Annotated in this window: 22 protein-coding genes; 15 read left to right on the top strand and 7 right to left on the bottom strand. The window is 65.1% G+C overall.

Annotated elements, in window-relative coordinates:
* Positions 1 to 47: 47 nt before the first annotated feature.
* Positions 48 to 1,928, top strand: coding sequence for a translation elongation factor 4 (gene lepA, locus CHB96_RS11080; RefSeq protein ID WP_089245991.1), 1,881 nt, complete (start codon positions 48 to 50; stop codon positions 1,926 to 1,928).
* A 30-nt stretch (positions 1,929 to 1,958) separates the two neighbouring features.
* Positions 1,959 to 2,978 carry an NAD(P)H-dependent flavin oxidoreductase gene (locus CHB96_RS11085; RefSeq protein WP_089245993.1) on the top strand — a complete coding sequence of 340 codons (1,020 nt, stop codon included), beginning with the start codon at positions 1,959 to 1,961 and terminating at the stop codon, positions 2,976 to 2,978.
* Positions 2,979 to 3,030: 52 nt separating this feature from the next.
* Here the strand turns inward: CHB96_RS11085 and CHB96_RS11090 are convergent, their stop codons facing one another.
* The gene (locus CHB96_RS11090) at positions 3,031 to 5,073 is read right to left on the bottom strand and encodes a glycoside hydrolase family 15 protein (protein WP_089245995.1); all 2,043 of its coding nucleotides are present in this window, start codon (positions 5,071 to 5,073) and stop codon (positions 3,031 to 3,033) included.
* 77 nt (positions 5,074 to 5,150) lie between these two features.
* Here CHB96_RS11090 and CHB96_RS11095 point away from each other — a divergent pair, with 77 nt between their 5' ends.
* The 7 genes from CHB96_RS11095 (at position 5,151) to CHB96_RS11120 (ending at position 10,292) form a co-directional block, all read left to right on the top strand.
* Entirely contained in the window at positions 5,151 to 5,381 is a 231-nt protein-coding gene (locus tag CHB96_RS11095; RefSeq protein WP_245865464.1) for a hypothetical protein, read from the top strand.
* A 130-nt stretch (positions 5,382 to 5,511) separates the two neighbouring features.
* The gene (locus CHB96_RS30350; RefSeq protein ID WP_342746252.1) at positions 5,512 to 5,613 is read left to right on the top strand and encodes an Ms4533A family Cys-rich leader peptide; all 102 of its coding nucleotides are present in this window, start codon (positions 5,512 to 5,514) and stop codon (positions 5,611 to 5,613) included.
* A 179-nt stretch (positions 5,614 to 5,792) separates the two neighbouring features.
* Entirely contained in the window at positions 5,793 to 6,815 is a 1,023-nt protein-coding gene (locus CHB96_RS11100; RefSeq protein WP_089245998.1) for a sulfate ABC transporter substrate-binding protein, read from the top strand.
* Positions 6,816 to 6,820: 5 nt separating this feature from the next.
* Positions 6,821 to 7,684, top strand: a complete 864-nt coding sequence (cysT, locus tag CHB96_RS11105; RefSeq protein ID WP_089246000.1) for a sulfate ABC transporter permease subunit CysT — start codon at positions 6,821 to 6,823, stop codon at positions 7,682 to 7,684.
* On the top strand, positions 7,681 to 8,481 hold the full coding sequence (cysW, locus tag CHB96_RS11110) for a sulfate ABC transporter permease subunit CysW (protein WP_089246002.1): 801 nt from the start codon (positions 7,681 to 7,683) through the stop codon (positions 8,479 to 8,481). The genes cysT and cysW overlap by 4 nt, the downstream gene beginning before the upstream one ends.
* A complete protein-coding gene (locus CHB96_RS11115; protein ID WP_089246004.1) occupies positions 8,481 to 9,548 on the top strand; it encodes a sulfate/molybdate ABC transporter ATP-binding protein in 1,068 nt (355 codons plus the stop codon). Before cysW ends, CHB96_RS11115 begins: the two co-directional genes overlap by 1 nt.
* Positions 9,549 to 9,620: 72 nt before the next feature.
* Complete coding sequence (locus CHB96_RS11120) at positions 9,621 to 10,292, top strand: YoaK family protein (protein ID WP_089246006.1); 672 nt, start codon at positions 9,621 to 9,623, stop codon at positions 10,290 to 10,292.
* A 32-nt stretch (positions 10,293 to 10,324) separates the two neighbouring features.
* Here CHB96_RS11120 and CHB96_RS11125 read toward each other — a convergent pair whose 3' ends face one another.
* From CHB96_RS11125 to CHB96_RS11145, 5 genes are read right to left on the bottom strand one after another with little or no spacing between them, the layout of a single operon-like run.
* Positions 10,325 to 11,083 carry a sirohydrochlorin chelatase gene (locus CHB96_RS11125; RefSeq protein ID WP_089246008.1) on the bottom strand — a complete coding sequence of 253 codons (759 nt, stop codon included), beginning with the start codon at positions 11,081 to 11,083 and terminating at the stop codon, positions 10,325 to 10,327.
* A 1-nt stretch (position 11,084) separates the two neighbouring features.
* Complete coding sequence (locus CHB96_RS11130) at positions 11,085 to 12,383, bottom strand: sulfate adenylyltransferase subunit 1 (RefSeq protein WP_089246010.1); 1,299 nt, start codon at positions 12,381 to 12,383, stop codon at positions 11,085 to 11,087.
* Positions 12,383 to 13,318: a sulfate adenylyltransferase subunit CysD gene (cysD, locus tag CHB96_RS11135; RefSeq protein WP_089246012.1), complete on the bottom strand. Its 936-nt coding sequence runs from the start codon at positions 13,316 to 13,318 to the stop codon at positions 12,383 to 12,385. Before cysD ends, CHB96_RS11130 begins: the two co-directional genes overlap by 1 nt.
* Complete coding sequence (locus CHB96_RS11140; protein WP_089246014.1) at positions 13,315 to 14,025, bottom strand: phosphoadenylyl-sulfate reductase; 711 nt, start codon at positions 14,023 to 14,025, stop codon at positions 13,315 to 13,317. Before CHB96_RS11140 ends, cysD begins: the two co-directional genes overlap by 4 nt.
* Positions 14,022 to 15,743: a nitrite/sulfite reductase gene (locus CHB96_RS11145; protein ID WP_089246199.1), complete on the bottom strand. Its 1,722-nt coding sequence runs from the start codon at positions 15,741 to 15,743 to the stop codon at positions 14,022 to 14,024. Before CHB96_RS11145 ends, CHB96_RS11140 begins: the two co-directional genes overlap by 4 nt.
* Positions 15,744 to 16,115: 372 nt before the next feature.
* Here CHB96_RS11145 and hemW point away from each other — a divergent pair, with 372 nt between their 5' ends.
* Positions 16,116 to 17,324, top strand: coding sequence for a radical SAM family heme chaperone HemW (gene hemW, locus CHB96_RS11150; RefSeq protein ID WP_089246016.1), 1,209 nt, complete (start codon positions 16,116 to 16,118; stop codon positions 17,322 to 17,324).
* A gap of 23 nt (positions 17,325 to 17,347) precedes the next feature.
* Here the strand turns inward: hemW and CHB96_RS11155 are convergent, their stop codons facing one another.
* Entirely contained in the window at positions 17,348 to 17,653 is a 306-nt protein-coding gene (locus tag CHB96_RS11155) for a type II toxin-antitoxin system VapB family antitoxin (protein ID WP_068378754.1), read from the bottom strand.
* A gap of 148 nt (positions 17,654 to 17,801) precedes the next feature.
* Between CHB96_RS11155 and hrcA the strand changes: the two genes are divergently transcribed.
* The 5 genes from hrcA to CHB96_RS11180 all read left to right on the top strand — a co-directional run bounded on the left by hrcA (position 17,802) and on the right by CHB96_RS11180 (position 22,750).
* Positions 17,802 to 18,845: a heat-inducible transcriptional repressor HrcA gene (gene hrcA / locus CHB96_RS11160; protein ID WP_089246018.1), complete on the top strand. Its 1,044-nt coding sequence runs from the start codon at positions 17,802 to 17,804 to the stop codon at positions 18,843 to 18,845.
* A gap of 82 nt (positions 18,846 to 18,927) precedes the next feature.
* On the top strand, positions 18,928 to 20,082 hold the full coding sequence (dnaJ, locus tag CHB96_RS11165; RefSeq protein ID WP_089246020.1) for a molecular chaperone DnaJ: 1,155 nt from the start codon (positions 18,928 to 18,930) through the stop codon (positions 20,080 to 20,082).
* A 2-nt stretch (positions 20,083 to 20,084) separates the two neighbouring features.
* Positions 20,085 to 20,861: a 16S rRNA (uracil(1498)-N(3))-methyltransferase gene (locus CHB96_RS11170; RefSeq protein WP_089246022.1), complete on the top strand. Its 777-nt coding sequence runs from the start codon at positions 20,085 to 20,087 to the stop codon at positions 20,859 to 20,861.
* Positions 20,858 to 21,616: a prolyl oligopeptidase family serine peptidase gene (locus CHB96_RS11175; RefSeq protein WP_089246024.1), complete on the top strand. Its 759-nt coding sequence runs from the start codon at positions 20,858 to 20,860 to the stop codon at positions 21,614 to 21,616. The genes CHB96_RS11170 and CHB96_RS11175 overlap by 4 nt, the downstream gene beginning before the upstream one ends.
* A 132-nt stretch (positions 21,617 to 21,748) precedes the next feature.
* Positions 21,749 to 22,750 (top strand): PhoH family protein, encoded by a 1,002-nt coding sequence (locus CHB96_RS11180; protein ID WP_245865495.1) that lies wholly within the window; start codon positions 21,749 to 21,751, stop codon positions 22,748 to 22,750.
* Positions 22,751 to 22,773: the final 23 nt, after the last annotated feature.

Genomic DNA, 22,773 nt, shown 5'->3' on the forward strand with positions numbered 1-22,773 from the left:
AGTCTAGTCAGCAGCCACTTGGGTCGCCGAGCCGTACACGTGGGACGATGGACCAGTTCTCTCCTCGAAAGCGCCAGCAAAGGATACGAGTGCCCAGCTTCGCCGACACGACGTTCACCGATCCCGCCAAGATCAGGAACTTCTGCATCATCGCCCACATCGACCACGGCAAGTCGACGCTGGCGGACCGGATGCTGCAGCTCACGGGCGTCATCGACGATCGGTCGATGCGGGCCCAGTACCTCGACCGCATGGACATCGAGCGCGAGCGCGGCATCACCATCAAGGCGCAGAACGTTCGCCTTCCGTGGGTGAGCAACGACGAAGAGTTCGTGCTGCACCTCATCGACACTCCCGGGCACGTCGACTTCACGTACGAGGTGTCCCGCGCGCTCGAAGCGTGTGAGGGCGCAGTGCTACTCGTCGACGCAGCCCAGGGCATCGAGGCGCAGACACTGGCGAATCTGTATCTGGCGCTCGACAAGGACCTCACGATCATCCCGGTCCTCAACAAGATCGATCTCCCTGCAGCGGACCCGGACCGGTACGCAGCCGAGATCGCGCACATCATCGGCTGTGAGCCCGGCGACGTGCTCCGCGTGTCCGGTAAGACGGGCGTCGGCGTCGAGGAATTGCTGCACGAGGTCGTCAAGCAGGTGCCCGCGCCGGTCGGCGACGCCGACGGCCCGGCTCGCGCGATGATCTTCGACTCGGTCTACGACACCTACCGAGGCGTCGTGACCTACGTCCGCGTCGTCGACGGCGCGTTGAAGCCGCGCGAGAAGGTCACGATGATGTCGACTGGATCGACGCACGAGCTTCTCGAGGTCGGCATCGTTTCACCCGAACCGAAGGCGACGACGGGTCTCGGCGTCGGCGAGGTGGGGTACCTCATCACCGGCGTGAAGGACGTGCGTCAGTCCAAGGTCGGCGACACGGTCACGACGTTCCGCAAGGGCGCGACCGAACCGTTGACGGGCTATCGCGAGCCGCGTCCGATGGTCTACTCGGGTCTCTACCCAGTCGACGGGTCTGACTATCCCGATCTGCGTGATGCGCTGGAGAAGCTGCAGCTGAACGACGCAGCCCTGACCTACGAGCCCGAGACGTCGGTGGCGCTCGGCTTCGGATTCCGTTGTGGCTTCCTCGGTCTGCTACATATGGAGATCACCCGCGAACGCCTCGAGCGTGAGTTCAACCTCGATCTCATCTCGACCTCGCCCAACGTGGTCTACCGCGTCGAGATGGAAGACGGTGCCGAGCACATCGTCACCAACCCGTCGTACTGGCCCGAAGGCAAGACGCGCGACGTGTTCGAGCCGATGGTCAAGTGCACCATCATCTCGCCGAGCGAGTTCATCGGCTCGATCATGGAGCTGTGTCAGGGGCGTCGCGGTGAGCTGGGCGGCATGGACTACCTGTCGGAGACTCGCGTCGAGCTTCGCTACACCATCCCGATGGCCGAGATCATCTTCGACTTCTTCGACATCTTGAAGTCGCGTACACGCGGCTACGCCAGCCTCGACTACGAGGAGATCGGCGAGCAGAGCGCCGCGCTGGTCAAGGTCGACATCCTGCTGCAAGGCGAGGCTGTCGACGCCTTCTCGGCGATCGTGCACAAGGACGCAGCTGCGGCCTACGGCAACAAGATGACGACCAAGCTCAAGGAACTCATCCCGCGTCAGCAGTTCGAGGTGCCGATCCAGGCCGCCATCGGTTCACGCATCATCGCCCGCGAGAACATTCGCGCGATCCGCAAGGACGTCCTCGCGAAGTGCTACGGCGGCGACATCAGCCGTAAGCGCAAGCTGCTCGAGAAGCAGAAGGAAGGCAAGAAGCGGATGAAGACCATCGGCCGCGTCGACGTGCCGCAGGAAGCCTTCGTCGCTGCGCTGTCCTCCGAGTCGTCGGCGGACAAGAAGAAGTAGCGTCCCACGGCGGGAGTAAGTTCGCACAGTATGACGACACGGATACTGAGCGAACTGAGAATTCCCATCGTCGGTGCACCCATGGCGGGAGGCCCGTCGACTCCCGAGTTGGCGGCCGCCGTATCCAGTGCGGGTGGGCTCGGGATGATCGCCGGAGCGTTGTCGACGCCGGAAAAGCTTGCGGAGCAAGTCGATTGGGTGCGCAGTACGCTCGGTTCGGTGGCGTTCGGTGTCAACCTGTTCATGCCCGAGGACGCGACGGGCGCCGACGTCGACGCCTACGCCGCACGGTTGCAACCGTGGTTCGACAAGTACGACGCGACGCCGGGAACTCTGTCGCGTCGCGACGACTTCTATCCCGAGAAGTTCGAGTGGTTGATCGCCAACCCAGTGCCGCTGGTGTCGAGCACGTTCGGCACGTTCAGTGCCGACGAGGTCACGCGCCTGCACGACGTCGGAACCGAGGTGTGGGCCACGGTGGCTCGTGCCGAGGACGCGTCGGTGTCGACGGCGAACGGCGTCGATGCGCTCGTCGTGCAAGGGCCGGAGGCGGGCGGTCACCGCAGCACGTTCGACGGTTCGGCGCCCGAGGCTCCGCTGGCCGAGCTTCTGGATGCCGTCGCAGCCGTGTCGAGTCTGCCCCGCATTGCCGCGGGTGGGCTGATGGACGGCAACGATGTTGCGCCGCTGCTGGATTCGGGTGCAGCGCACGCGGCTCAGCTCGGGACGGCCTTGCTCGACACCCCCGAAGCCGGCACACGGCCGGTGCACCGCGAGCAGCTACGCAGGATCACGACGACCGCCGTCACCCGGGCGTTCTCGGGCAGACCAGCGCGTGGACTGGAGAACGAGTTCATGCGAGAGAACTCGGCCGACGCGCCGCTGGCCTACCCCGATGTGCATTACCTGACCTCGCAGCTGCGTGCGAAGTCGGCGGCATTGGGCGACCCGTCGGCGCTGTCGATGTGGGCGGGCACGGGCCACGCGCGAGTGCAGGCACTGCCGACGGCCGAGCTGCTGGCGACGTGGGCGAGGCAGTTGGGGCGCTGACGCGCCATGTGCACGGAAATACATAGCAGGGTATGTATTTCCGTGCACATGGTCAGTTGGTGTGCGCCGGCTGGAAATGCCCCGCCGCCTGCGCTTCCTCGGCCCGGATGACATGCACGACGGCGTTGATCAACGCCAGGTGTGTGAACGCCTGCGGGAAGTTCCCGAGGTGCCGCCCGGTCCGCGCGTCGATCTCCTCGGCGTAGAGCTTGAGCGGGCTCGCGTACCCGAGCAGCCGTTCGCACAGGTGCTTCGCCCGCTGCAGTTCACCGATCTCGACGAGGGCGGACACCAGCCAGAACGAGCAGATGGTGAAGGTGCCTTCCTCGCCTTCGAGTCCGTCGTCGGTGGTGTCCACCTTGTAGCGCAGCACGAGACCGTCGACGGTGAGTTCGTCGGCGATCGCGAGCACAGTCGCGCGGACGCGGTGGTCGTCGGCGGGGAGGAACCGCAGCAGCGGCACGAGCAGCAACGACGCGTCGAGCGACTCGTGTCCGTAGCGCTGCGTGAGCACCCCACGTTCGTCGACGCCGTTCGCCAGAACGTCGGCCTTGATCTCGTCGGCGATGCTGTTCCACTCGTCGGCGTACTCGTCCTCGCCGTGGATCGCGGCGAGTTTCGCGCCGCGATCCAGCGCGACCCAGCACATGACTTTCGACGACGTGAAGTGCTGTGGTTCACCGCGTACTTCCCAGATGCCGCGGTCCGGCTTCTTCCAGTTCGCGATGGCTTCCTCGACCTGACGCTTGAGCAGCGGCCACAGCGACTCCGGCACGTGCTCGCGGGAGCGCACGTGCAGGTACACGGAATCGAGCATCGTGCCCCAGATGTCGTGCTGCTCTTGGTTGTACGCTCCGTTGCCGATCCGGACGGGCTTGGCGCCGTCGTAGCCGGACAGGTGGTTCAGCTCGGTCTCCTCCAGCGTCTTCTCGCCACCGATTCCATACATGACCTGCAGCGGATTGGCGCTGCCGTCGTCGGAGACGGAGACGTCGGACATGAACGAGAAGAAGTCGTTGGCCTCACGGTCGAGCCCCAGTGTGTACAGGCCCCACAGTGCGAACGTCGAGTCGCGTACCCATGCGTAGCGGTAGTCCCAATTACGTTCTCCCCGAGGAGTTTCCGGAAGTGACGTGGTCGACGCGGCCAGCAGGGCGCCCGTCGGGGCGTACGTCAGGCCTTTCAGCGCCAACGCGCTGCGCTGCAGGTATCCGCGCCACGGGTGGTCGGGGAAGCGACCGATGGTGATCCATTGACGCCAACATTCGGAGGTACGCCACATCTTGTCGGCGGCCTCGTCGAACGTCTTGGGAGCCGGGAGATCGGACCACGACAGTGCGACGAACACGTTGTCGCCCTCGGTCATTCGGGTGCGGGCGCGGGCTTCGCGTCCTTCGATTCCGATGCGGAGATTGGTGGTCAGCTTCAGCGTCGGCTGGTCGCCGATCGAGCTCGCCTCGCACGTTGCAGTCGCTTCCTCGTACACCTTGCCGGTGTACTCCCAACGGGCGGGTGCGCGGTGGTAGTCGAACGCAGGCTCGCAGCTCATCTCCAGTTCGACGGTGCCGCTGACGCACTTGACCGTGCGAAGCAGAATATGTTCGGCGTCCCAGTCGCTCGGGGCTCGCTTGTGGGTGCGAGAGCGCTGATCGGTGTTGTGCCACGGTCCCATGACCAGAGCGTCGCGCACGATGATCCAGCCGGTTTCGGTCTGCCAGGTCGTCTCGACGATCAATCCGCCGGGAAGATAACGCCGTGCTGCCGGCACCGATTGGCCGTACGGGCCGACGCGGAAGTGACCCGCGCTTCGATCGAGCACCGCGCCGAAGACGCTGGGGGAGTCGGGGCGTGGAACGCACATCCACTCGACCGAACCGTTGCGCGCGATGAGGCAGGTCGTCTCGCAGTCCGAGAGGAATGCGTAGTCGTCGATGGGGGGAAACGCGCTGCGATAGGACGTCAGGGTCGACACCGGCGCGTCGGTGCTGGCCAATGCCCCTTGAATGTCGCGGGCGTCGGCGTCGGGTACGCCTGGCCTCTCTATCGTGTCGTCGCGTACGGGTACGGTGATTGCCTTGTCCTCGTATGCCGTCATGTGTCAATCATCGACGGCTCGGTGCGCATCGTCCACCGATGGGAGTTCTCGGCGTGGCGCCGACTAGGCTGAACTCCGTGCACGCGATAGCCACATGGTGGGACGGAATCGAGCTGTGGATCACCGGTCTACCGTTCGTTCCCCAGTCGGTCGTGGTGCTTCTCGTCCTTGTGCCGATCGCATTCGGTGTGGCTCGGCTGTTCGACCGCGTTCTCGCCGAGGTTCTGCGCGCACTCGGGCGCGACAGAAGATCCGAGCGTGACGCGCAGGCGGCGCTGTCGGATTCATCGTCAACGGAAGGTCACTGATGCCGAAGTCGAGGGTCACTCTCGCGCTGATCGCACTGCTGGTGCTCGTCGTGATTGCTTGGTTTCTGACCAGGTAAACGGTACGGACGCCGATTAGAGTCCGTCCGAATCCTCTGCTAGATTGCTGACCGTGTCTGCCGCTGCCGCGTACCGAGTCCGCCATGAACTGGCGTTGATCGCGGTCGGCATGCTCGACGTCGCTGATATCGACTGTTGTCGCATCGCGTCGTAGCTGCGGACTGAGCTCGACGGTACTACGCGCACACCGTTCGGTGGGGCGCTTCGTCGCGTCTCTCGATCGCCGACGTGTCGGTCGTGCCGCATGTCGTGTCGACGACCCTCAGCTCTTTCTTCCTGCATTACCTCCGTGGATGTATCCGAGAAAAGACACTCGATGAAAGGCACTTCTCGATGAGGCACAGCTCTCGTTACCTGCTCACCACGTTCGCAGCCGTCGGATCGCTCGTTCTGGCTGCATGCGGGGGTGGGTCGAGCGACACCGTGGGTGATTCCGGTGGATCCTCGGGCGGCTCGGCATTGACGTTGGTCGGGTACGCGGTGCCGAAGAACGGCTGGGACGCGATCGCTCCGGCATTCGCGGAGACCGAGAACGGCGACGGCACGTCCATCAATGCCGATTACGGCGCGTCGGGCAACCAGTCGCGCAAGGTCGCCGACGGCGCTCCCGCCGACATCGTCAACTTCTCCGTCGAGCCCGACGTGACGCGTCTGGTCAAGGCGGGCAAGGTCGACGAGGACTGGAACCAGAACGCGTACGGCGGTGTCCCGTTCGGCTCGGTCGTGACTCTCGTTGTGCGCGAAGGCAATCCGAAGAACATTCAGACGTGGGACGACTTGTTGAAGCCCGACGTCCAGGTCATCAGCCCCAGCCCGCTGAGCTCCGGCTCCGCCAAGTGGAACCTGCTCGCGCCGTACGCGGCCAAGAGCAACGGTGGCCAGGACAAGCAGGCTGGGCTCGATTACGTCCAGCAGCTCGTGTCGGGCCACTTCCCGGTCCAGCCTGAATCCGGTCGCGCCGCGACCGAGGCATTCCTGCAGGGCCAGGGCGACGTTCTGCTCAGCTACGAGAACGAAGCACTGCTCATCGAGCAGCAGGGCGAGAAGGTCGAGCACATCGACGTCGCCGACACGTTCCGCATCGACAACCCTGTCGCAGTGGTGAATTCGAGCTCGCAGCTCGACAAGGCGAACGCACTCAACGACTTCGTCTACACCGACGAGGGACAGCGCATCTGGGCCGAGGCCGGCTTCCGTCCGACCAACCCCGAGATCGCTGCCGAGTTCAGCGACAAGTTCTTCACCCCCGCCAACCTCCACACGATCGACGACCTGGGTGGCTGGGACACGGTCGACGCCGAACTGTTCGGTGACAACGGCGCCATCACGACGATCTACAAAGAGAACACTCGGTAATCGCGATGGCGTCGACCACTGTCGATTCCGGGCGCGGTCCGCGGCCTTCCCCTCGTAAGGGGCGGAAGTTTCGCGGACCGGGCTCGGTAGGTCCGTTCGGTCTCGGAGTTGCGGTCCTCTGGCTGAGCATCATCGTTCTGCTGCCGTTGGCGGCCTTGACCGTGAAATCGTTCGACGACGGCCTCGCCGGTTTCTGGGACGCCGTCACCGAACCTCGTGCGGTGGCGACGTTCAAGGTGACGCTGCAGGTGTCTGTCGCCGCAGCGGTCATCAACTTGGTTCTCGGAACACTGATCGCGTGGGTGCTCGTTCGCGACGAATTCCCGGGCAAGCGCTTCGTCAACGCCCTGATCGACCTTCCGTTCGCGCTCCCGACGATCGTCGCTAGCCTCGTGCTGCTGTCGCTGTACGGTCCTGCGAGTCCCATCGGGCTGGTGTTCAACGCGACCAAGCCGGCCGTCGTGGTCGCGTTGCTGTTCGTGACGCTTCCGTTCGTCGTGCGCGCGGTCCAGCCGGTGCTGATCGAACTCGACCGGGAAGTCGAGGAGGCAGCAGCGTCGTTGGGCGCGAACAACTGGACGATCTTCCGGTCCATCATCCTGCCCGTCCTGCTGCCGTCCGTGTTGAGCGGCACCGGTCTCGCCTTTGCACGTGCCATCGGCGAGTTCGGATCCGTCGTGCTGATCGGTGGCAACATTCCCGGGGACACACAGATCGCGTCGCAGTACATTCGTGAACTGATCGAGTACGACCAACCGGTCGACGCGGCCGCGATCTCGGTCGTGCTGCTCGCTCTGGCGTTCGTGGTGCTGTTCGTTCTGCGAGTCGTCGGCAACAGGCTGGCTCGGCGTGAGGAGCAGATTCGATGAAGATCGGACTTCCGGTCAAACTGTCGCTGCGTACGGTCGCACTGCTGTACCTCGCTGCGCTCGTTCTGTTCCCGCTCGGTGCAATTCTGTACCGCACGTTCGAGAACGGTTTCCTCGAATTCTGGGGTCTCATCACCACACCTGCGGCTCAGTCCGCGCTGCAGTTGTCGTTGGTGATCGTCGCGATCGTGGTGCCGGTCAACGTCGTCTTCGGTGTGATCACCGCATTGGCGCTCGTGCGCGGCCGGTTCCGGGGCAAGGGAATCCTCGAGGCCATCGTCGATCTGCCGTTCGCGGTGTCGCCGATCGTCACCGGTGTCGCGTTGATCCTGCTGTGGGGTGCCAACGGTTGGTTCGGTGGCATCGAGTCCCTCGGGTTCACGATCATCTTCGCGCTGCCGGGCATGGTCATCGCAACGATCTTCGTCACGCTCCCGTTCGTGGTGCGCGAGGTCGAGCCGGTGTTGTACGAGATCGGCGAGGAGCAGGAGGAGGCCGCGTCCACGCTGGGTGCGTCGTCGTTGCAGACCTTCTGGCGCATCACGTTGCCCGCGATCCGCTGGGGTCTCACGTACGGCATCGTGCTGACGGTCGCTCGTTCGCTCGGTGAGTTCGGCGCCGTGATCATGGTGTCGACAAACCTGCCGGGTATCTCGCAGACGCTGACGCTTCTGGTCAACTCGAGGTACGAGGACTTCAATCAAGCCGGTGCCTACGCCGCATCGACGCTTCTCATGGCAATCGCTGTCATCGTGTTGCTGCTGATGACTGCCCTCGACAAAAAGAGGACGAAGTAATGACCGCACAGAAGAGCAACGACATCGAGATCTCGGTCGTCGGTGCCAACAAGACCTACGGCGACTTCGTGGCGCTCGACAACGTCAGCATCGACATCCCCAAGGGATCGTTGACGGCGCTGCTCGGGCCGAGTGGATCCGGCAAGTCGACGCTGCTCCGGTCGATCGCCGGCCTCGAACAGCTCGATTCCGGCCAGGTGATTCTCGCCGGCGAGGACGTCACCTGGATCAGTCCCCAGAAGCGTGAGATCGGGTTCGTCTTCCAGCACTACGCCGCGTTCAAGCATCTCAGCGTGCGAGACAACGTCGCGTTCGGGCTGAAGATCCGCAAGCGCCCCAAGGACGAGATCAAGCGACGCGTCGACGAGCTGCTCGAGATCGTCGGACTCGCAGGCTTCCAGACGCGTTTCCCGGCGCAGCTGTCCGGTGGTCAGCGGCAACGTATGGCCCTGGCCAGAGCACTAGCGGTCGACCCTCAGGTGCTGTTGCTCGACGAGCCGTTCGGTGCCCTGGACGCGAAGGTCCGTGAGGACCTGCGCACCTGGCTGCGTCGCCTCCACGACGAGGTCCACGTGACGACCGTGCTCGTCACGCACGATCAGGAGGAGGCGCTCGACGTCGCCGACCGCATCGCCGTGCTGAACAAGGGGCGCATCGAACAGGTCGGGACACCCGAGGATCTCTACGATCGCCCGGGCAACGACTTCGTCATGTCGTTCCTCGGTCAGGTCGCCAAGCTCAACGGGCTCCTCGTTCGTCCGCACGACATCCGGGTGGGCCGCGACCCGTCGCTGGCTCTTGCACAGCAGAACGGCACCGCCGATTCCGCCGGTGTGACGCGAGCCGTCGTCGAACGTGTCGTGCATCTCGGATTCGAGGTGAAGGTCGAACTGAAGAATGCCGCGACAGGTGAGTTGTTCGCTGCGCAGATCACCCGTGGCGACAGCGAGGCACTGCAGCTGAATCCCGGTGAGACTGTGTACGCGCGGGCGACTCGTATCCCCGAGATCGCGTCGACCGGTGATGAGGTATCCACCGACCCGTTGGCGAACGCAACGTCCGGCTAGCGGCGTCGGACGTGACGGAACCCACGACGACCTGAGCGTAGATCGTCGCTACCGTCGGGGTATATGCGAGAAATGTTCGATTCACATGCTCGTCTGTCCTGGGTACTCGCTGGTCTGGCCGGGTTGGTGGGTGCCGCCGCATTCACCAACACGGCCGGCTACTTCGTCACGTTCATGACCGGCAACACCGAGCGTGGCGCGGTGGGATTCTTCCGCGGCGAGAACGCGATGGCCGCCGCGGCCATCCTGCTGATCCTCACATTCGTCGCGGGAGTCGTGATCGCGTCGTTGGCGCGGCGGCACCTGTGGCGCGACCATCCGCACGGCGCAACGGTATTGACGACCGTCGCCCTGGCCATCGCGTCGGCCGTGGACGTGGTGATGAGCGGATGGAGTGCACCGCAAGTCCAGTTCGTCCCGATCCTGTTCATCTCGTTCGCGATGGGCGCGCTCAACACGTCGTTCGTCAAGAACGGTGAAGTGTCGATTCCGCTGAGCTACGTGACAGGCACGCTCGTCAAGATGGGCCAGGGGATCGAGCGGCACATCAGCGGGGGTTCGGCCAAGGACTGGCTCGAATACTTCCTGCTCTACGTGGGATTCACGATCGGTGCGCTCCTCGGCGGAGTCATGAGCCTGCTCATCACAGGCCCGCAGATCCTGATGGCGGCCACCGTCGTGTGCGCCGTGACGACGCTGTACACCTACCGTCGAACGGTCGAGGACTCGTCGATTCTGGGATAGGGGCCTTCGGCCCATGTGCACGAAAATACATATCAGGCTATGTATTTTCGTGCACGTGCGGCGAAGCCGCCCACGGCGTCGTCGTACCGCGCGGACACCACCTCGGCCACGGCGCTGTGATCTCCGATCACGTCGGTCGTCACAGCGTCCGGTCGAAGTTCCGCGACGGCCGCGAACACTCGGTCGGTCAGCAGACCCGGCGCCAGGAACCACGGCGCGACGACGACCTTCTCGGCCCCCGCGGCGGACAGTCGAGCCAGTGCCTCGGCAGGCCCAGGGTCCTGCGCGGTCGCGAAGCATGTGATCGCGGCAGTCCAGCGGGTGCCCAACAGAATTCGATCGGCGATTGCTCTGGTCCGCTGATTGGCCGGAGCGAACGAGGAGCCGACCGCCGCGACAGCAATTCCCACCTCCGGGTCGTCCGGATCGACACCGGCGTCGACGATTCTGGACCGCAATGCGTCGACCAGTCTGCGATCGTCACCCAATACGGCAGCCTGCGCGAGCGCGAGGTTCGGATGACGCCCACGCGCGTCGTCGAGAAGTCCGGGAAGGTCGACGCGCGCATGAAAAGCGCTGCCCAACAACAGCGGTACGACGACCGCAGATGTGTGCCCGGCAGCGGCAACCTCGTCGAGAACATCTCCGAGACCCGGCTCGCTCAGATCCAGGAACGCGGTTCGTACATCGAGATCAGGCCGCCGAAGACGAACCTGCTCGACGACGGCAGCCACGGTCTCCGCCGAACGCGGATCGCGGCTGCCGTGAGCGACAGCGACCAGAACGCTCATCTCACGCAGGAACCGATTCACCCAGTTCGACGGCGGACAATGCATCACCGACGAGACCGGCGGCGAGCGTGTTGCCCCCGGCCGGATCGATCAGCAAGAAGCTGCCGGTGTGGCGGTTGACGGCGTAGTCGTCGGCGACAATCGGCTCTGCGACACGGATCGAGACCTTGCCGATGTCGTTGAGCTCCAACGACTCCGGCGACGGGTCGGCGGTGAGGTTCTGTTCGTCGAACTTCTCGACGAGTGTGCCGACGATGGCTTGCGTCGTGCGAGTTCCGTGCTTGAGCAGCACACGCGCGCCCGGTCGGAGTGGCTTCTCTGCCAACCAGCAGACGGTGGCGTCGAATTCGCCGATGGGCTCGGGGGCGTCCTCCGGCGAGACGATGGAGTCACCGCGGGAGACGTCGACGTCGTCGGCAAGAATCAGCGTGACGCTGCGTCCCGCGCTTGCGACGTCGAGTTCGCCGTCGGCGGTGTCGATGCGTTCGACGGTGGTACGCGTGCCCGACGGGAGTACGACGACCTGGTCGCCGGGGGAGACGGAGCCTGCGGCGACCTGTCCCGCGTAACCCCGGTAGTCCGGGAATTCGGCTGTGCGAGGACGGATCACGTACTGAACCGGGAAACGCAGGCCGACACGGTGCGGTTCGGCATCGACCGGGACCGACTCGAGGTGCTCGATGAGCGTGGGGCCGTCGTAGTAAGGGGTGTTGGTCGAGCGGACGGCGACGTTGTCTCCGTGCAGGGCCGAGACCGGGATCTCGACGACGTCCTCCGACGCCCAGCCGAGCGACGACGTCAGCGAATTGAACTCGGCGGAGATGTCGGCGAACACCGTGGCCGGATCCTCGACGAGGTCGATCTTGTTGACGGCGAGAACGAGCTTGGGCACACCGAGGAGTGCGAGAACTGCTGCGTGCCTACGGGTTTGCGTGATGACGCCTTTGCGGGCATCGACGAGCAGGATTACGAGCTGAGCCGTCGACGCGCCGGAGACCGTGTTGCGTGTGTACTGTACGTGACCCGGCGTGTCCGCGAGGACGAAAGACCGTGCCGGAGTGGCGAAGTAGCGGTACGCCACGTCGATGGTGATGCCCTGCTCGCGCTCGGCGCGCAGACCGTCGACGAGAAGCGACAGGTCGGGCGTGCTGAGTCCACGGTCGACCGATGCGCGGGTGACGGCGTCGATCTGGTCTGCGAGAACGGATTTCGTGTCGTATAGCAGCCGTCCGACGAGGGTGGACTTGCCGTCGTCGACGCTACCCGCCGTGGCGAGACGCAAAAGCTGAGAAGTGCTCATCAGAAGTATCCTTCGCGCTTGCGGTCTTCCATGGCGGCCTCGGAGACACGGTCGTCTCCGCGGGTAGCGCCACGTTCGGTGAGTCGGGAGGCCGCGACCTCGGCGAGGATTGCCTCGTTGTCGGCGGCGTCGGACAGAACGGCTCCGGTGGTGGAGCCGTCGCCGACGGTGCGGTACCGCACCGAGAGTGTCTGCAGCTCTTCCGATTCCGTCGGCCCGCCCCAGACGCCCGGGGTCATCCACATGCCGTCGCGCTGGTACACCGGACGCTGGTGGGCGTAATAGATGCTCGCCAGTTCGACGTTCTCGCGGGCGATGTAGCGCCAGATGTCGAGCTCGGTGAAGTTGCTGAGCGGGAACACTCGAACCTGCTCGCCGGGGGAGTGCTTGCCGTTGTACAGGTTCCACAGCTCGGGACGCTGCTTCTTGGGGTCCCACTGTCCGAATGCGTTGCGCAGCGAAAAGATTCGCTCTTTGGCACGTGCGCGCTCTTCGTCGCGGCGTGCGCCGCCGAACACCGCGTCGAAACGGTTCTCGGAGATAGCGTCGAGCAGCGGCACGGTCTGCAGTGGATTGCGGATGCCGTCGGGGCGCTCGGTGAGGCGACCGTCGGCGAGGTAGTCCTCCACCTTCGCGACATGCAGGCGCAGGTTGTACTTCGCGACGACGTGGTCGCGGAAGTCCAGCACTTCCTGCAGGTTGTGGCCGGTATCGACGTGCAGTAGCGAGAACGGCAGCGGGGCAGGCCAGAACGCCTTGATGGCCAGGTGCAGCAGGACCGTCGAGTCCTTGCCTCCGGAGAACAGGATGACGGGGCGTTCGAATTCGCCCGCTACCTCGCGGAAGATGTGGATGGCCTCGGACTCGAGAGCGTCGAGCGTGTCGAAGCGAGCGGCGTCGACCTTGGGGCGCTCGGTGGCGAAGTTCAATGTCATGATGCGTGCAACCCACATTCCGTTTTGGCCTTACCGGCCCACCGTCCGCTACGCGGATCGGCGCCGGGGGCGGGCTTGACGGTGCACGGCCTGCACCCGATCGATGGATAACCTTCGTCGACAAGCGGATTGACGAGAATTCCGTGCTCGTCGATGTACCGCTGCATGTCGTCGTCGGACCAGGCGGCGATGGGATTGATCTTGACGAGCCCGAATGCGTCGTCGAACGAGATCAGCGGCGCATTGGCGCGTGTGGGTGCCTCGACGCGTCGGATGCCGGTGACCCAGGCGCTGTAGTTGGCGAGTTCCTTCTTCAGCGGCGCGACCTTGCGCAACGCGCAGCATCGGTTGGGCTCACGGGCGAACAGGTCCTTGCCCTCGATCGAATCCTGTTCGGCGACAGTGTTGTCCGCGCGTGCATTGATGACGTTGACGCCGTAGACGGCCTCGACTGCGTCGCGTGTGCCGATGGTCTCGGCGAAGTGGTAGCCCGTATCGAGAAAGAGCACGTCGACACCCGGGTGTACTTCTGCGGCCAGCTTGACGAGCACCGCATCCTGCATGTTGGAGGCGACGATGTAGTCGCTGCCGAACTCACGCTCGGTCCACTGCAGCAGTTCTTCTGCACTCGCACCGTCGAGTTCACGGGCACCGCGCTCGGCGATCGCCTTCAACTCGTCGACTGTGAGGTTCAGTTTCGTGCTCATCGCAAATCCGCCTCGTCTGCTCGTACGGCCCACTGCGCGAACCGCTCGCCGTCCTCGCGGTGCTTGACGAAATTCCGCACCACTCGTTCGATGTAGTCACCCAGCTCGGTGCTGTTGACCTTGTGCTGGCGCAGCTTTCGGCCGAACGCACTGTCCAGTCCGAGGCTGCCTCCAAGGTGAACCTGGAATCCTTCGACCTGATTCCCGTCACCGTCGTCGACGAGCTGGCCCTTGAACCCGATGTCCGCGATCTGCGACCGCGCGCACGAGTTGGGGCAACCGTTGATGTTGATCGTCACCGGCACGTCGAGCTGGGCATTGATGTCCGCGAGGCGGGCTTCCAGATCCGGAACGAGGACCTGAGAGCGCTTGCGCGTCTCGGCGAACGACAGCTTGCAGAACTCGATTCCGCTGCACGCCATCAGGTTCTTGCGCCAGTGCGAGGGGCGCGCAGGCAGCCCGAGCGCGTCGAGATCGGAGATCAGGTCTTCGAGCTTGTCATCGGGGACGTCGAGGACGATGAGCTTCTGGTACGGAGTGAAGCGAATGCGATCCGACCCGGCCTTCTCGGCCGCGTCGGCGACCTTGCCGAGGATGGTTCCGGACACTCGGCCTGCGATCGGGGCGACACCGACGGCGTTGAGGCCGTTCTTCAGCTTCTGGATGCCGACGTGGTCGCGTGGGCGCGACGGCTTCTCGGGAGCAGGCCCGTCGATGAGCTTGCGGTGCAGGTATTCGTCCTCGAGCACCTGGCGGAACTTCTCGATGCCCCAGTCCTTGATCAGGAACTTCAAGCGAGCCTTGGTGCGCAGACGGCGGTAGCCGTAGTCACGGAAGATCGAGACGACGCCTTCCCAGACGTCGGGGACCTCCGCGAGCGGTACCCAGACTCCGACGCGTTGCGCCAGCATCGGGTTGGTGGACAGCCCGCCACCGACCCAGAGGTCCAGACCAGGACCGTGTTCGGGGTGGTTCACGCCGATGAAGGCGACGTCGTTGATCTCGTGGACCACGTCCTGCAGGCCGGAGATCGCGGTCTTGAACTTGCGGGGCAGGTTCGAGTACTCGGGCTTACCGATGTAGCGCTCGACGATTTCGTCGATCGCCGGTGTGGGATCGAGAATTTCGTCGACGGCCTCGCCTGCGAGAGGTGAACCGAGGACGACGCGGGGGCAGTCACCGCACGCCTCGGTGGTCTTCAGCCCGACAGCCTCGATGCGACGCCAGATCTCGGGGACGTTCTCGACCTCGATCCAGTGGTACTGCACGTTCTCGCGGTCGGACAGGTCGGCGGTGTCGCGGGCGAACTCCTTCGAGATCCCGGCGAGTGTGCGGACCTGTTCGACGTTGAGCGCACCGGCGTCGCACCGGATGCGCATCATGAAGTACTTGGCTTCGAGCAGATCGATGTTGTCGTCACCGGTGAACGTGCCGTCGTAACCCTGCTCGCGCTGGGTGTAGAGGCCCCACCAGCGGAAGCGGCCGCGCAGATCGCTCTTGTCGATGCTGTCGAAGCCCTGCTTCGAGTAGATGTTCTCGATGCGCGCGCGCACGTTGAGCGGGTTGTCGTCCTTCTTGGACTGCTCGTTGGGATTGAGCGGTTCGCGGTAGCCGAGCGCCCACTGGCCCTCGGCCCGACGCTTCGTGGGGCGCGCTGTGCGTTCCCTCGGGGCAACGCGCGTAGCCGCGTCGTTGGGGGCGTCGGTGGTCGACGACATCTGTTGCTCCTGCATCTTTTCTCTACCGGGCGGCCAAGGGGAGGGGCTGAGACTCACCACTTGCACACGCGTCCGGACGGATCGGGGGTGTGACGAGGTACTACGGATGGTGCGTGGGTCGAGGGGGAGCCCTGAGGGCTCAGCTACACACTCGACAGCATCGACACGACGAGCTGCAGACACGCTTGAGATCGACGTGGCGACGCGCCACGAGTCGAATCCCGGTATCAATCACGGGTCCCATTGTGCCACGCCATACGCCCAGGTCGAACCGCGGCAGCCTATTTACCCCATATTTTCGGTAAATAGGCTGGCAGAGCGGCTGCATTCGCGTGGCGAAAGGAGGCGTCCGCGGTCTGGGACACTGGAGGAGTGAACATTCTCGCCGCGACATCCGTCCCCTTCGCGTTGCCCGACGCGGCATTCGACGGCGTCGGGTCGCGGCCGTTCGGAATCTACGTTCACGTTCCGTTCTGTGCGACTCGGTGCGGATACTGCGATTTCAACACCTACACGGCCGGTGAGCTGGGTACTTCCGCGTCACCGCAATCCTGGCGCGAGGCGATGCGTCGGGAACTGGATGCCGCGGCGTCATTGTTCGCCGACCGGGCGGGCTTCGTGCCGTCGGCCGACACGGTGTTCGTCGGAGGTGGGACGCCGTCGCTGTTGGGCGGCGACGGTCTGGCCGACGTGCTGGACGCCGTTCGCGGCAGTTTCGGCCTGTCCGACGGTGCCGAGGTGACCACGGAGTCCAATCCGGAGTCGACGTCACCCGAATTCTTCGACGCGCTCCTGTCGGCAGGTTTCACACGAGTCTCGCTCGGTATGCAGTCCGCGGCCGCACATGTCCTCAGGGTTCTCGACCGCACCCACACACCCGGCCGAGCCGTGGCCGCCGCACGAGAAGCGAAGGCGGCAGGCTTCGGCCACGTCAATCTGGATCTCATCTACGGCACGCCGGGGGAGCGTCCCGAGGATCTGGACAGCTCGCTCGCGGCGGTCCTGGACTCGGGCGTCGACCATGTCTCGGCATACGCGTTGATCGTCGAGGACGGAACGGCCATGGCCCGCAAGGTCAGGCGCGGTGAACTGCCCGCACCCGACGACGACGTTCTCGCAGCCCGGTACGAGCGCATCGATTCGGTGCTGTCCGGGGCGGGCCTGTCCTGGTACGAGGTGTCCAACTGGGCCACCGACTCGGCCGCCGAATGCAAGCACAACGTCGGCTACTGGGACGGTGGTGACTGGTGGGGCGCGGGACCGGGCGCACACAGTCACGTCGGTGGTACTCGCTTCTGGAACGTCAAGCACCCGGCCCGCTATGCGGAGCAGTTGGCGTCGGGTGAGTTCCCGGTGGCGGGCAGCGAATTATTGACCAGCGAAGACCGTCACCTCGAGGAGCTGATGCTCAAGATCAGGTTGCGCTCCGGACTCCCGAAGGGCGTGCTCGACGACGCCGAACGCCGTGCCGCCGATCAGGTCGTCGCCGACGGGCTCATGGTCGTCGAGGATGAGAACTTCGTACTCACTGACCGCGGCCGCCTGCTCGCGGACGCTGTCGTGCGCAGCATCGCTTCGTGAGGGCCGACGTTCCGGGTGGCGGGTCAGGCCCCGAGCAGGTCGTAGTCGAACACTCTGGCATGCAGGACGGTCCGGTTCCGCAGGGCGGCACGCACCGCTCGGTGCAGCCCGTCCTCCAGATACACGACGCCTCGGTAGTGGACGGCGTGCGGGAACAGGTCACCGTAGAACGTGGAGTCCTCGGACAGCAGGCGGTCGAGTTCGAGGACCTTGGTGGTCGTGACGATCTCGTCGAGCCTGAGCTGTCGCGGCGGGATCTTCGACCAATCGCGTAGCGACAACCCATGCTCGGGGTAGGGCTTGCCGTCGCGAACGCCTTTGAAGATCATTCGGTATCCGTCGTCGTCCACTGAGCCACCCGACCACAGTAAGGCCTTTCGATCGGGACGGCGTCACGGCCACTAGACTCGAACGACGGTGCGGCAGATCGGCCCGGCGGGGGGAATCGAAAAGACAGTGGAATGGAGGTGGACACCGATGTCGAGTACCGAGGACAGACGGTTCGAGGTGCTGCGCGCGATCGTCGCCGACTACGTCTCCACCCAGGAACCCGTCGGCTCGCGAGCCCTCGTCGAACGTCACAGTCTCGGTGTGTCGAGCGCGACCGTCCGAAACGACATGGCAGTTCTGGAAGCCGAGGGCTACATCGCGCAGCCGCACACCAGTTCGGGGCGAGTTCCGACGGACAAGGGCTACCGGCAGTTCGTCGACCGCATCGCCGATGTGAAGCCACTGTCTCCGTCCGAGCGGCGCGCGATTCTGGAATTTCTCGAGAACGGCGTCGACCTCGACGACGTGCTGCGGCGCGGTGTGAGGTTGCTCGCCCAGCTCACGCGGCAGGTCGCGGTCGTGCAGTATCCGACGCTGTCGGTGTCATCGGTGCGTCACCTCGAGGTCGTGGCGCTCACTCCTGCCCGTCTGCTGCTCGTGCTGATCACCGATTCCGGCCGAGTCGATCAGCGGATCGTCGAACTCGGTGACGTGATCGACGACGAGAACCTCTCGCAGCTGCGCCGGCTTCTCGGTGGCGCGCTCGAAGGCAAGCGTCTGGCCGCCGCGTCGGCCGCCGTCGCGGAACTCGCCGAGAACTCGCCTCCTGCCTTGCGCGACGCGATGATTCGGTCGGCCACGGTGCTGATCGAATCGCTCGTCGAGCATCCCGAGGAGCGCCTGGTTCTCGGTGGCACGGCGAACCTGACGAGAAACGCAGCCGACTTCGCCGGTGACGCGGGATTCCCGGGCTCGCTGCGCGCGGTCCTCGAAGCGCTCGAAGAGCAGGTGGTCGTACTCAAACTCCTGGCTGTGACGCAGGACACTCGCACGGTGACAGTGCGCATCGGTGAAGAGACGCAGGTCGAGGAGATGCGCGGGACCTCCGTGATTTCCACCGGATACGGTTCGGCTGGCATGGTGCTGGGGGGCATGGGCGTGCTGGGGCCGACTCGAATGGACTACCCAGGAACAATCGCATCGGTCGCCGCCGTTGCGAGATACATCGGTGAGGTTCTGGCGGAACGCTGAGAGCCCACTCCGAAGCGTCGCCGGTCGCGGTTTTCGTGGCCGGTGACGAACACTGTTATCGACGAGGACGAAAGAGACTTACGTGGCACGGGACTATTACGGGACGCTCGGGGTCAGCCAGAAGGCGACCGATCAGGAGATCAAGCGCGCGTATCGGAAGCTCGCGCGCGAACTTCACCCCGACGTCAATCCTGACGAGGCTGCGCAGGCCCGCTTCAAGGAGATCTCGACGGCATACGAGGTGCTGTCCGATCCGGAGAAGCGTCGCGTCGTCGACCTCGGCGGCGATCCTCTGCAGCAAGGTGGCGGCGGAGGAGGCGGCTTCGGCAACGCAGGTTTCGGCGGGGGTCTGGGCGACGTCTTCGAAGCGTTCTTCGGCGGAGGCGGTGCAGGCGGGGGCCGTGGGCCCCGCGGGCGAGTCCAGCCCGGTGCCGACTCGCTGCTGCGCACCAAGCTCACGCTCGACGAATGCGCGACGGGTGTCACCAAGCACATCACCGTCGAGACCGCGATCCTGTGCGACCTGTGTACGGGTTCCGGCACCAACGGTGACTCCAAGCCCGTGCGCTGCGAGACATGTGGGGGAGCTGGTGAAGTTCAGTCGGTGCAGCGGTCCTTCCTCGGCCAGGTCATGACGTCGCGGCCGTGCCCCACGTGTCGCGGTGCAGGCGAAACCATCCCGGATCCGTGCCGCAAGTGCGCGGGCGACGGTCGTGTGCGTTCGCGTCGTGAGATCTCGGTCAAGGTTCCCGTCGGCGTCAGCAACGGCATGCGCATCCGACTGGCCTCTCAAGGTGAGGTCGGCCCCGGTGGCGGCCCCGCAGGTGATCTGTACGTCGAAATCGTCGAGCAGCAGCACGAGGTCTTCGTCCGTGACGGCGACGACCTGCACTGCACCATCCGCGTCCCGATGGTCGACGCGGCACTCGGTACCAAGGTCTCCGTCGACGCCATCCTCGACGGCCCGACGGACATCACCGTCGACGCAGGCACACAACCGGGCTCCATCGCCGTTCTGCGTGGTCACGGAATGCCGAAACTGCGCTCCGGGGTTCGCGGCGATCTGCACGCGCACCTCGAGGTCGTCGTACCGTCGCGGCTCGACGGCAAGCAGACGCAACTGCTCGAAGACCTACGGGCCCTGCGCGATCGCGACGCAGCCGAGGTCGTCACCACCGGATCGCAGCACAGCGGCGGATTGTTCTCCCGCCTGCGGGAAGCATTCAGCGGTCGCTGACGATGGCGGCGACGGTCTTCTATCTCGATCCGCTTCCCGACGTCGGCGGCACCGCGGTGCTCGACGGCAAGGAAGGCCGGCACGCCGCCACCGTGCGGCGGATCCGCGTCGGTGAGCGCATTCTGCTGTCCGACGGTCGTGGCGGTATCGCCGACACCGTCGTGACCTCGGCGATGCGCGATCGGCTCGAGATGGCTGTACACGCGCGGTCGGAGGTACCTCGTGCCACGCCGACAGTGGGTGTGGTGCAAGCCCTTCCGAAAGCCGAGCGCTCCGAGTTGGCCGTCGAATTGGCGACCGAAGCCGGTATCGACAGCATCGTGCCGTGGCAGTCCTCTCGCTGCGTGGCGCGTTGGGAGGGTGCCAAGGCAGACAAGGGCGTCGCACGGTGGCAAGCTGTCGCGACTGCAGCCGCGAAGCAATCGCGTCGACCCTTCGTGCCCGAGGTCGCACCGCTCCACACCGGTGGGGAGGTTTTCGCCCTCGCCCGCGGTGTCGTCGAACGTGGGGGAATCGTTGCGGTACTTCACGAAGCGGCGTCCGTGGCGTTCTCGTCGCTGACGTTCCGCGACGTTCCCGAGGTACTGCTCGTCGTCGGACCCGAAGGCGGTCTCACCGAGTCCGAAGTGACGTCGTTGACCGACGTCGGTGCGACGCCGGTCATGTTGGGGCCCACCGTGTTACGCACGTCGACCGCGGCGGCTGTTGCGCTCGGTGCGCTCGGGGTCTCGACGGATCGATGGGCGCAGGCCCCGCTCGATTTCGAGTCCACCACGTGAATCGACAGACCATCTCCTACGGCGAGCATGCCGAGCAGTTCGGGCATCTGTATCTTCCGGAAAAGCCTGTGTCCGAACCGGTTCCGGTCGTCGTGGTGATCCACGGAGGATTCTGGCACGGCCGATACGCGTTGAATCTCGGCACGCAGTACGCGATCGAATTCGCCCGAGCCGGTTTCGCGGCCTGGAACATCGAGTACCGACGCGTCGGCGCGGGTGGGCTGTGGCCCGAGGTGCGACAGGACGTCGTCGACGCGCTCGAGGCCGTCGCCACCGTCGTGCAGCAGCGTTCGGCCCTTGCCTTGGACACCGACGACGTCCGAGTCCTCGGCCACTCGGCAGGTGGTCATCTCGCAGGCTGGCTGGCAGGGTGCCGAGACCTCGCGGTGCGTCCGTCGCGCGTGGTCACCCAGGCGGGAGTGCTCGACCTCGTTGCCGGACCGGCCACAGGCGCCGTCAATCCTGCTGTTCGAGACCTGCTCGGGGTGAGCTTCGAGGACGATCCCGAGCTCTATCGCGCCGCGTCACCGCTGTATCGCGTGCCGACGGGCGTTCCGGTGCACTGCATCCACGGTGCGCTGGACGTTCAGGTGCCCGTGGCCCTGAGCGAACGCTACGTTGCGGCGGCAGTCGACGCAGGCGACGACGCGTCCCTGTCGGTCGTCGAGGGCGAGGATCATTTCGACTTTCTTCGGCCGGGGTCGGTGTGCTGGCAGCAGTCGATCGCGGCAACGACGGCCCCACCAGCCGGTTAATTGGAATGCGAGCGTCGCTGCGCGCGTTAGACTCGGAGCAGTCGAAGCCGTCCGCGACACCCGAAAGCAGGCCATACACACCACGTGAGTGAACACAGCGATCTTCCCGCCGAACGTCTGGTTCGGTCCAGCATGGAACTGGCGCCCGAGGCAGTACTTCCGCTTCTCGGCGCAGCGGACGAGAACCTCAGGGCCCTCGAGCAGGTGTTGACCGCCGATGTCCACGTGCGAGGCAACTCGGTCACCCTCAGCGGCAAAGTCGCCGACGTCGCGTTGGCGGAACGTGTCATCACCGAGCTCGCTGCCGTCGCCAAGCGTGGGCAACCGATCGGCCCCGACGCTGTTCGGCGCACCGTCGGCATGCTCACCGAGGGAGTGAGCGAGTCGCCTGCCGAGGTCCTCAGCCTCGACATCCTGTCGCGACGCGGTAAGACCATCCGGCCCAAGACTCTCAACCAGAAGCGCTACGTCGACGCCATCGACACCAACACGATCGTGTTCGGCGTCGGGCCTGCGGGTACCGGCAAGACGTACCTGGCGATGGCCAAGGCCGTGCAGGCTCTGCAGTCCAAGCAGGTCAGCCGGATCATTCTGACGCGGCCGGCCGTCGAGGCCGGTGAGCGTCTGGGATTCCTGCCCGGCACGCTGCACGACAAGATCGACCCGTACCTGAGGCCGCTGCACGACGCGTTGCACGACATGATGGACGTCGAGGCCATCCCGAAGTTGATGCAGGCCGGAGTCATCGAAGTCGCTCCACTCGCGTACATGCGCGGCCGCACGTTGAACGACGCGTTCATCATTCTCGACGAGGCGCAGAACACCACCGCTGAGCAGATGAAGATGTTCCTCACCCGACTCGGCTTCGGGTCGAAGATCGTCGTGACCGGTGACATCACCCAGGTGGATCTGCCCGGGGGCGCCCGGTCCGGTCTGCGTGCGGCGACGGAGATACTCGGCGACGTCGACGACATCCACTTCGCGCAGTTGACCAGCAGTGACGTCGTTCGGCATCGGCTGGTATCGGACATCGTCGACGCGTACGAGCGGTTCGAATCCTCCAGCAACAGCGATCTCGGCGTGGGCAATCGGGCGCAGCGCCGCTCCGGTGGTGCGCGGTCCGCCCGCCGATAGAGTCGTTCGAATCCTGTCGAGAG

The organism is Rhodococcoides kyotonense (assembly GCF_900188125.1).
Lineage (GTDB): Bacteria > Actinomycetota > Actinomycetes > Mycobacteriales > Mycobacteriaceae > Rhodococcoides > Rhodococcoides kyotonense.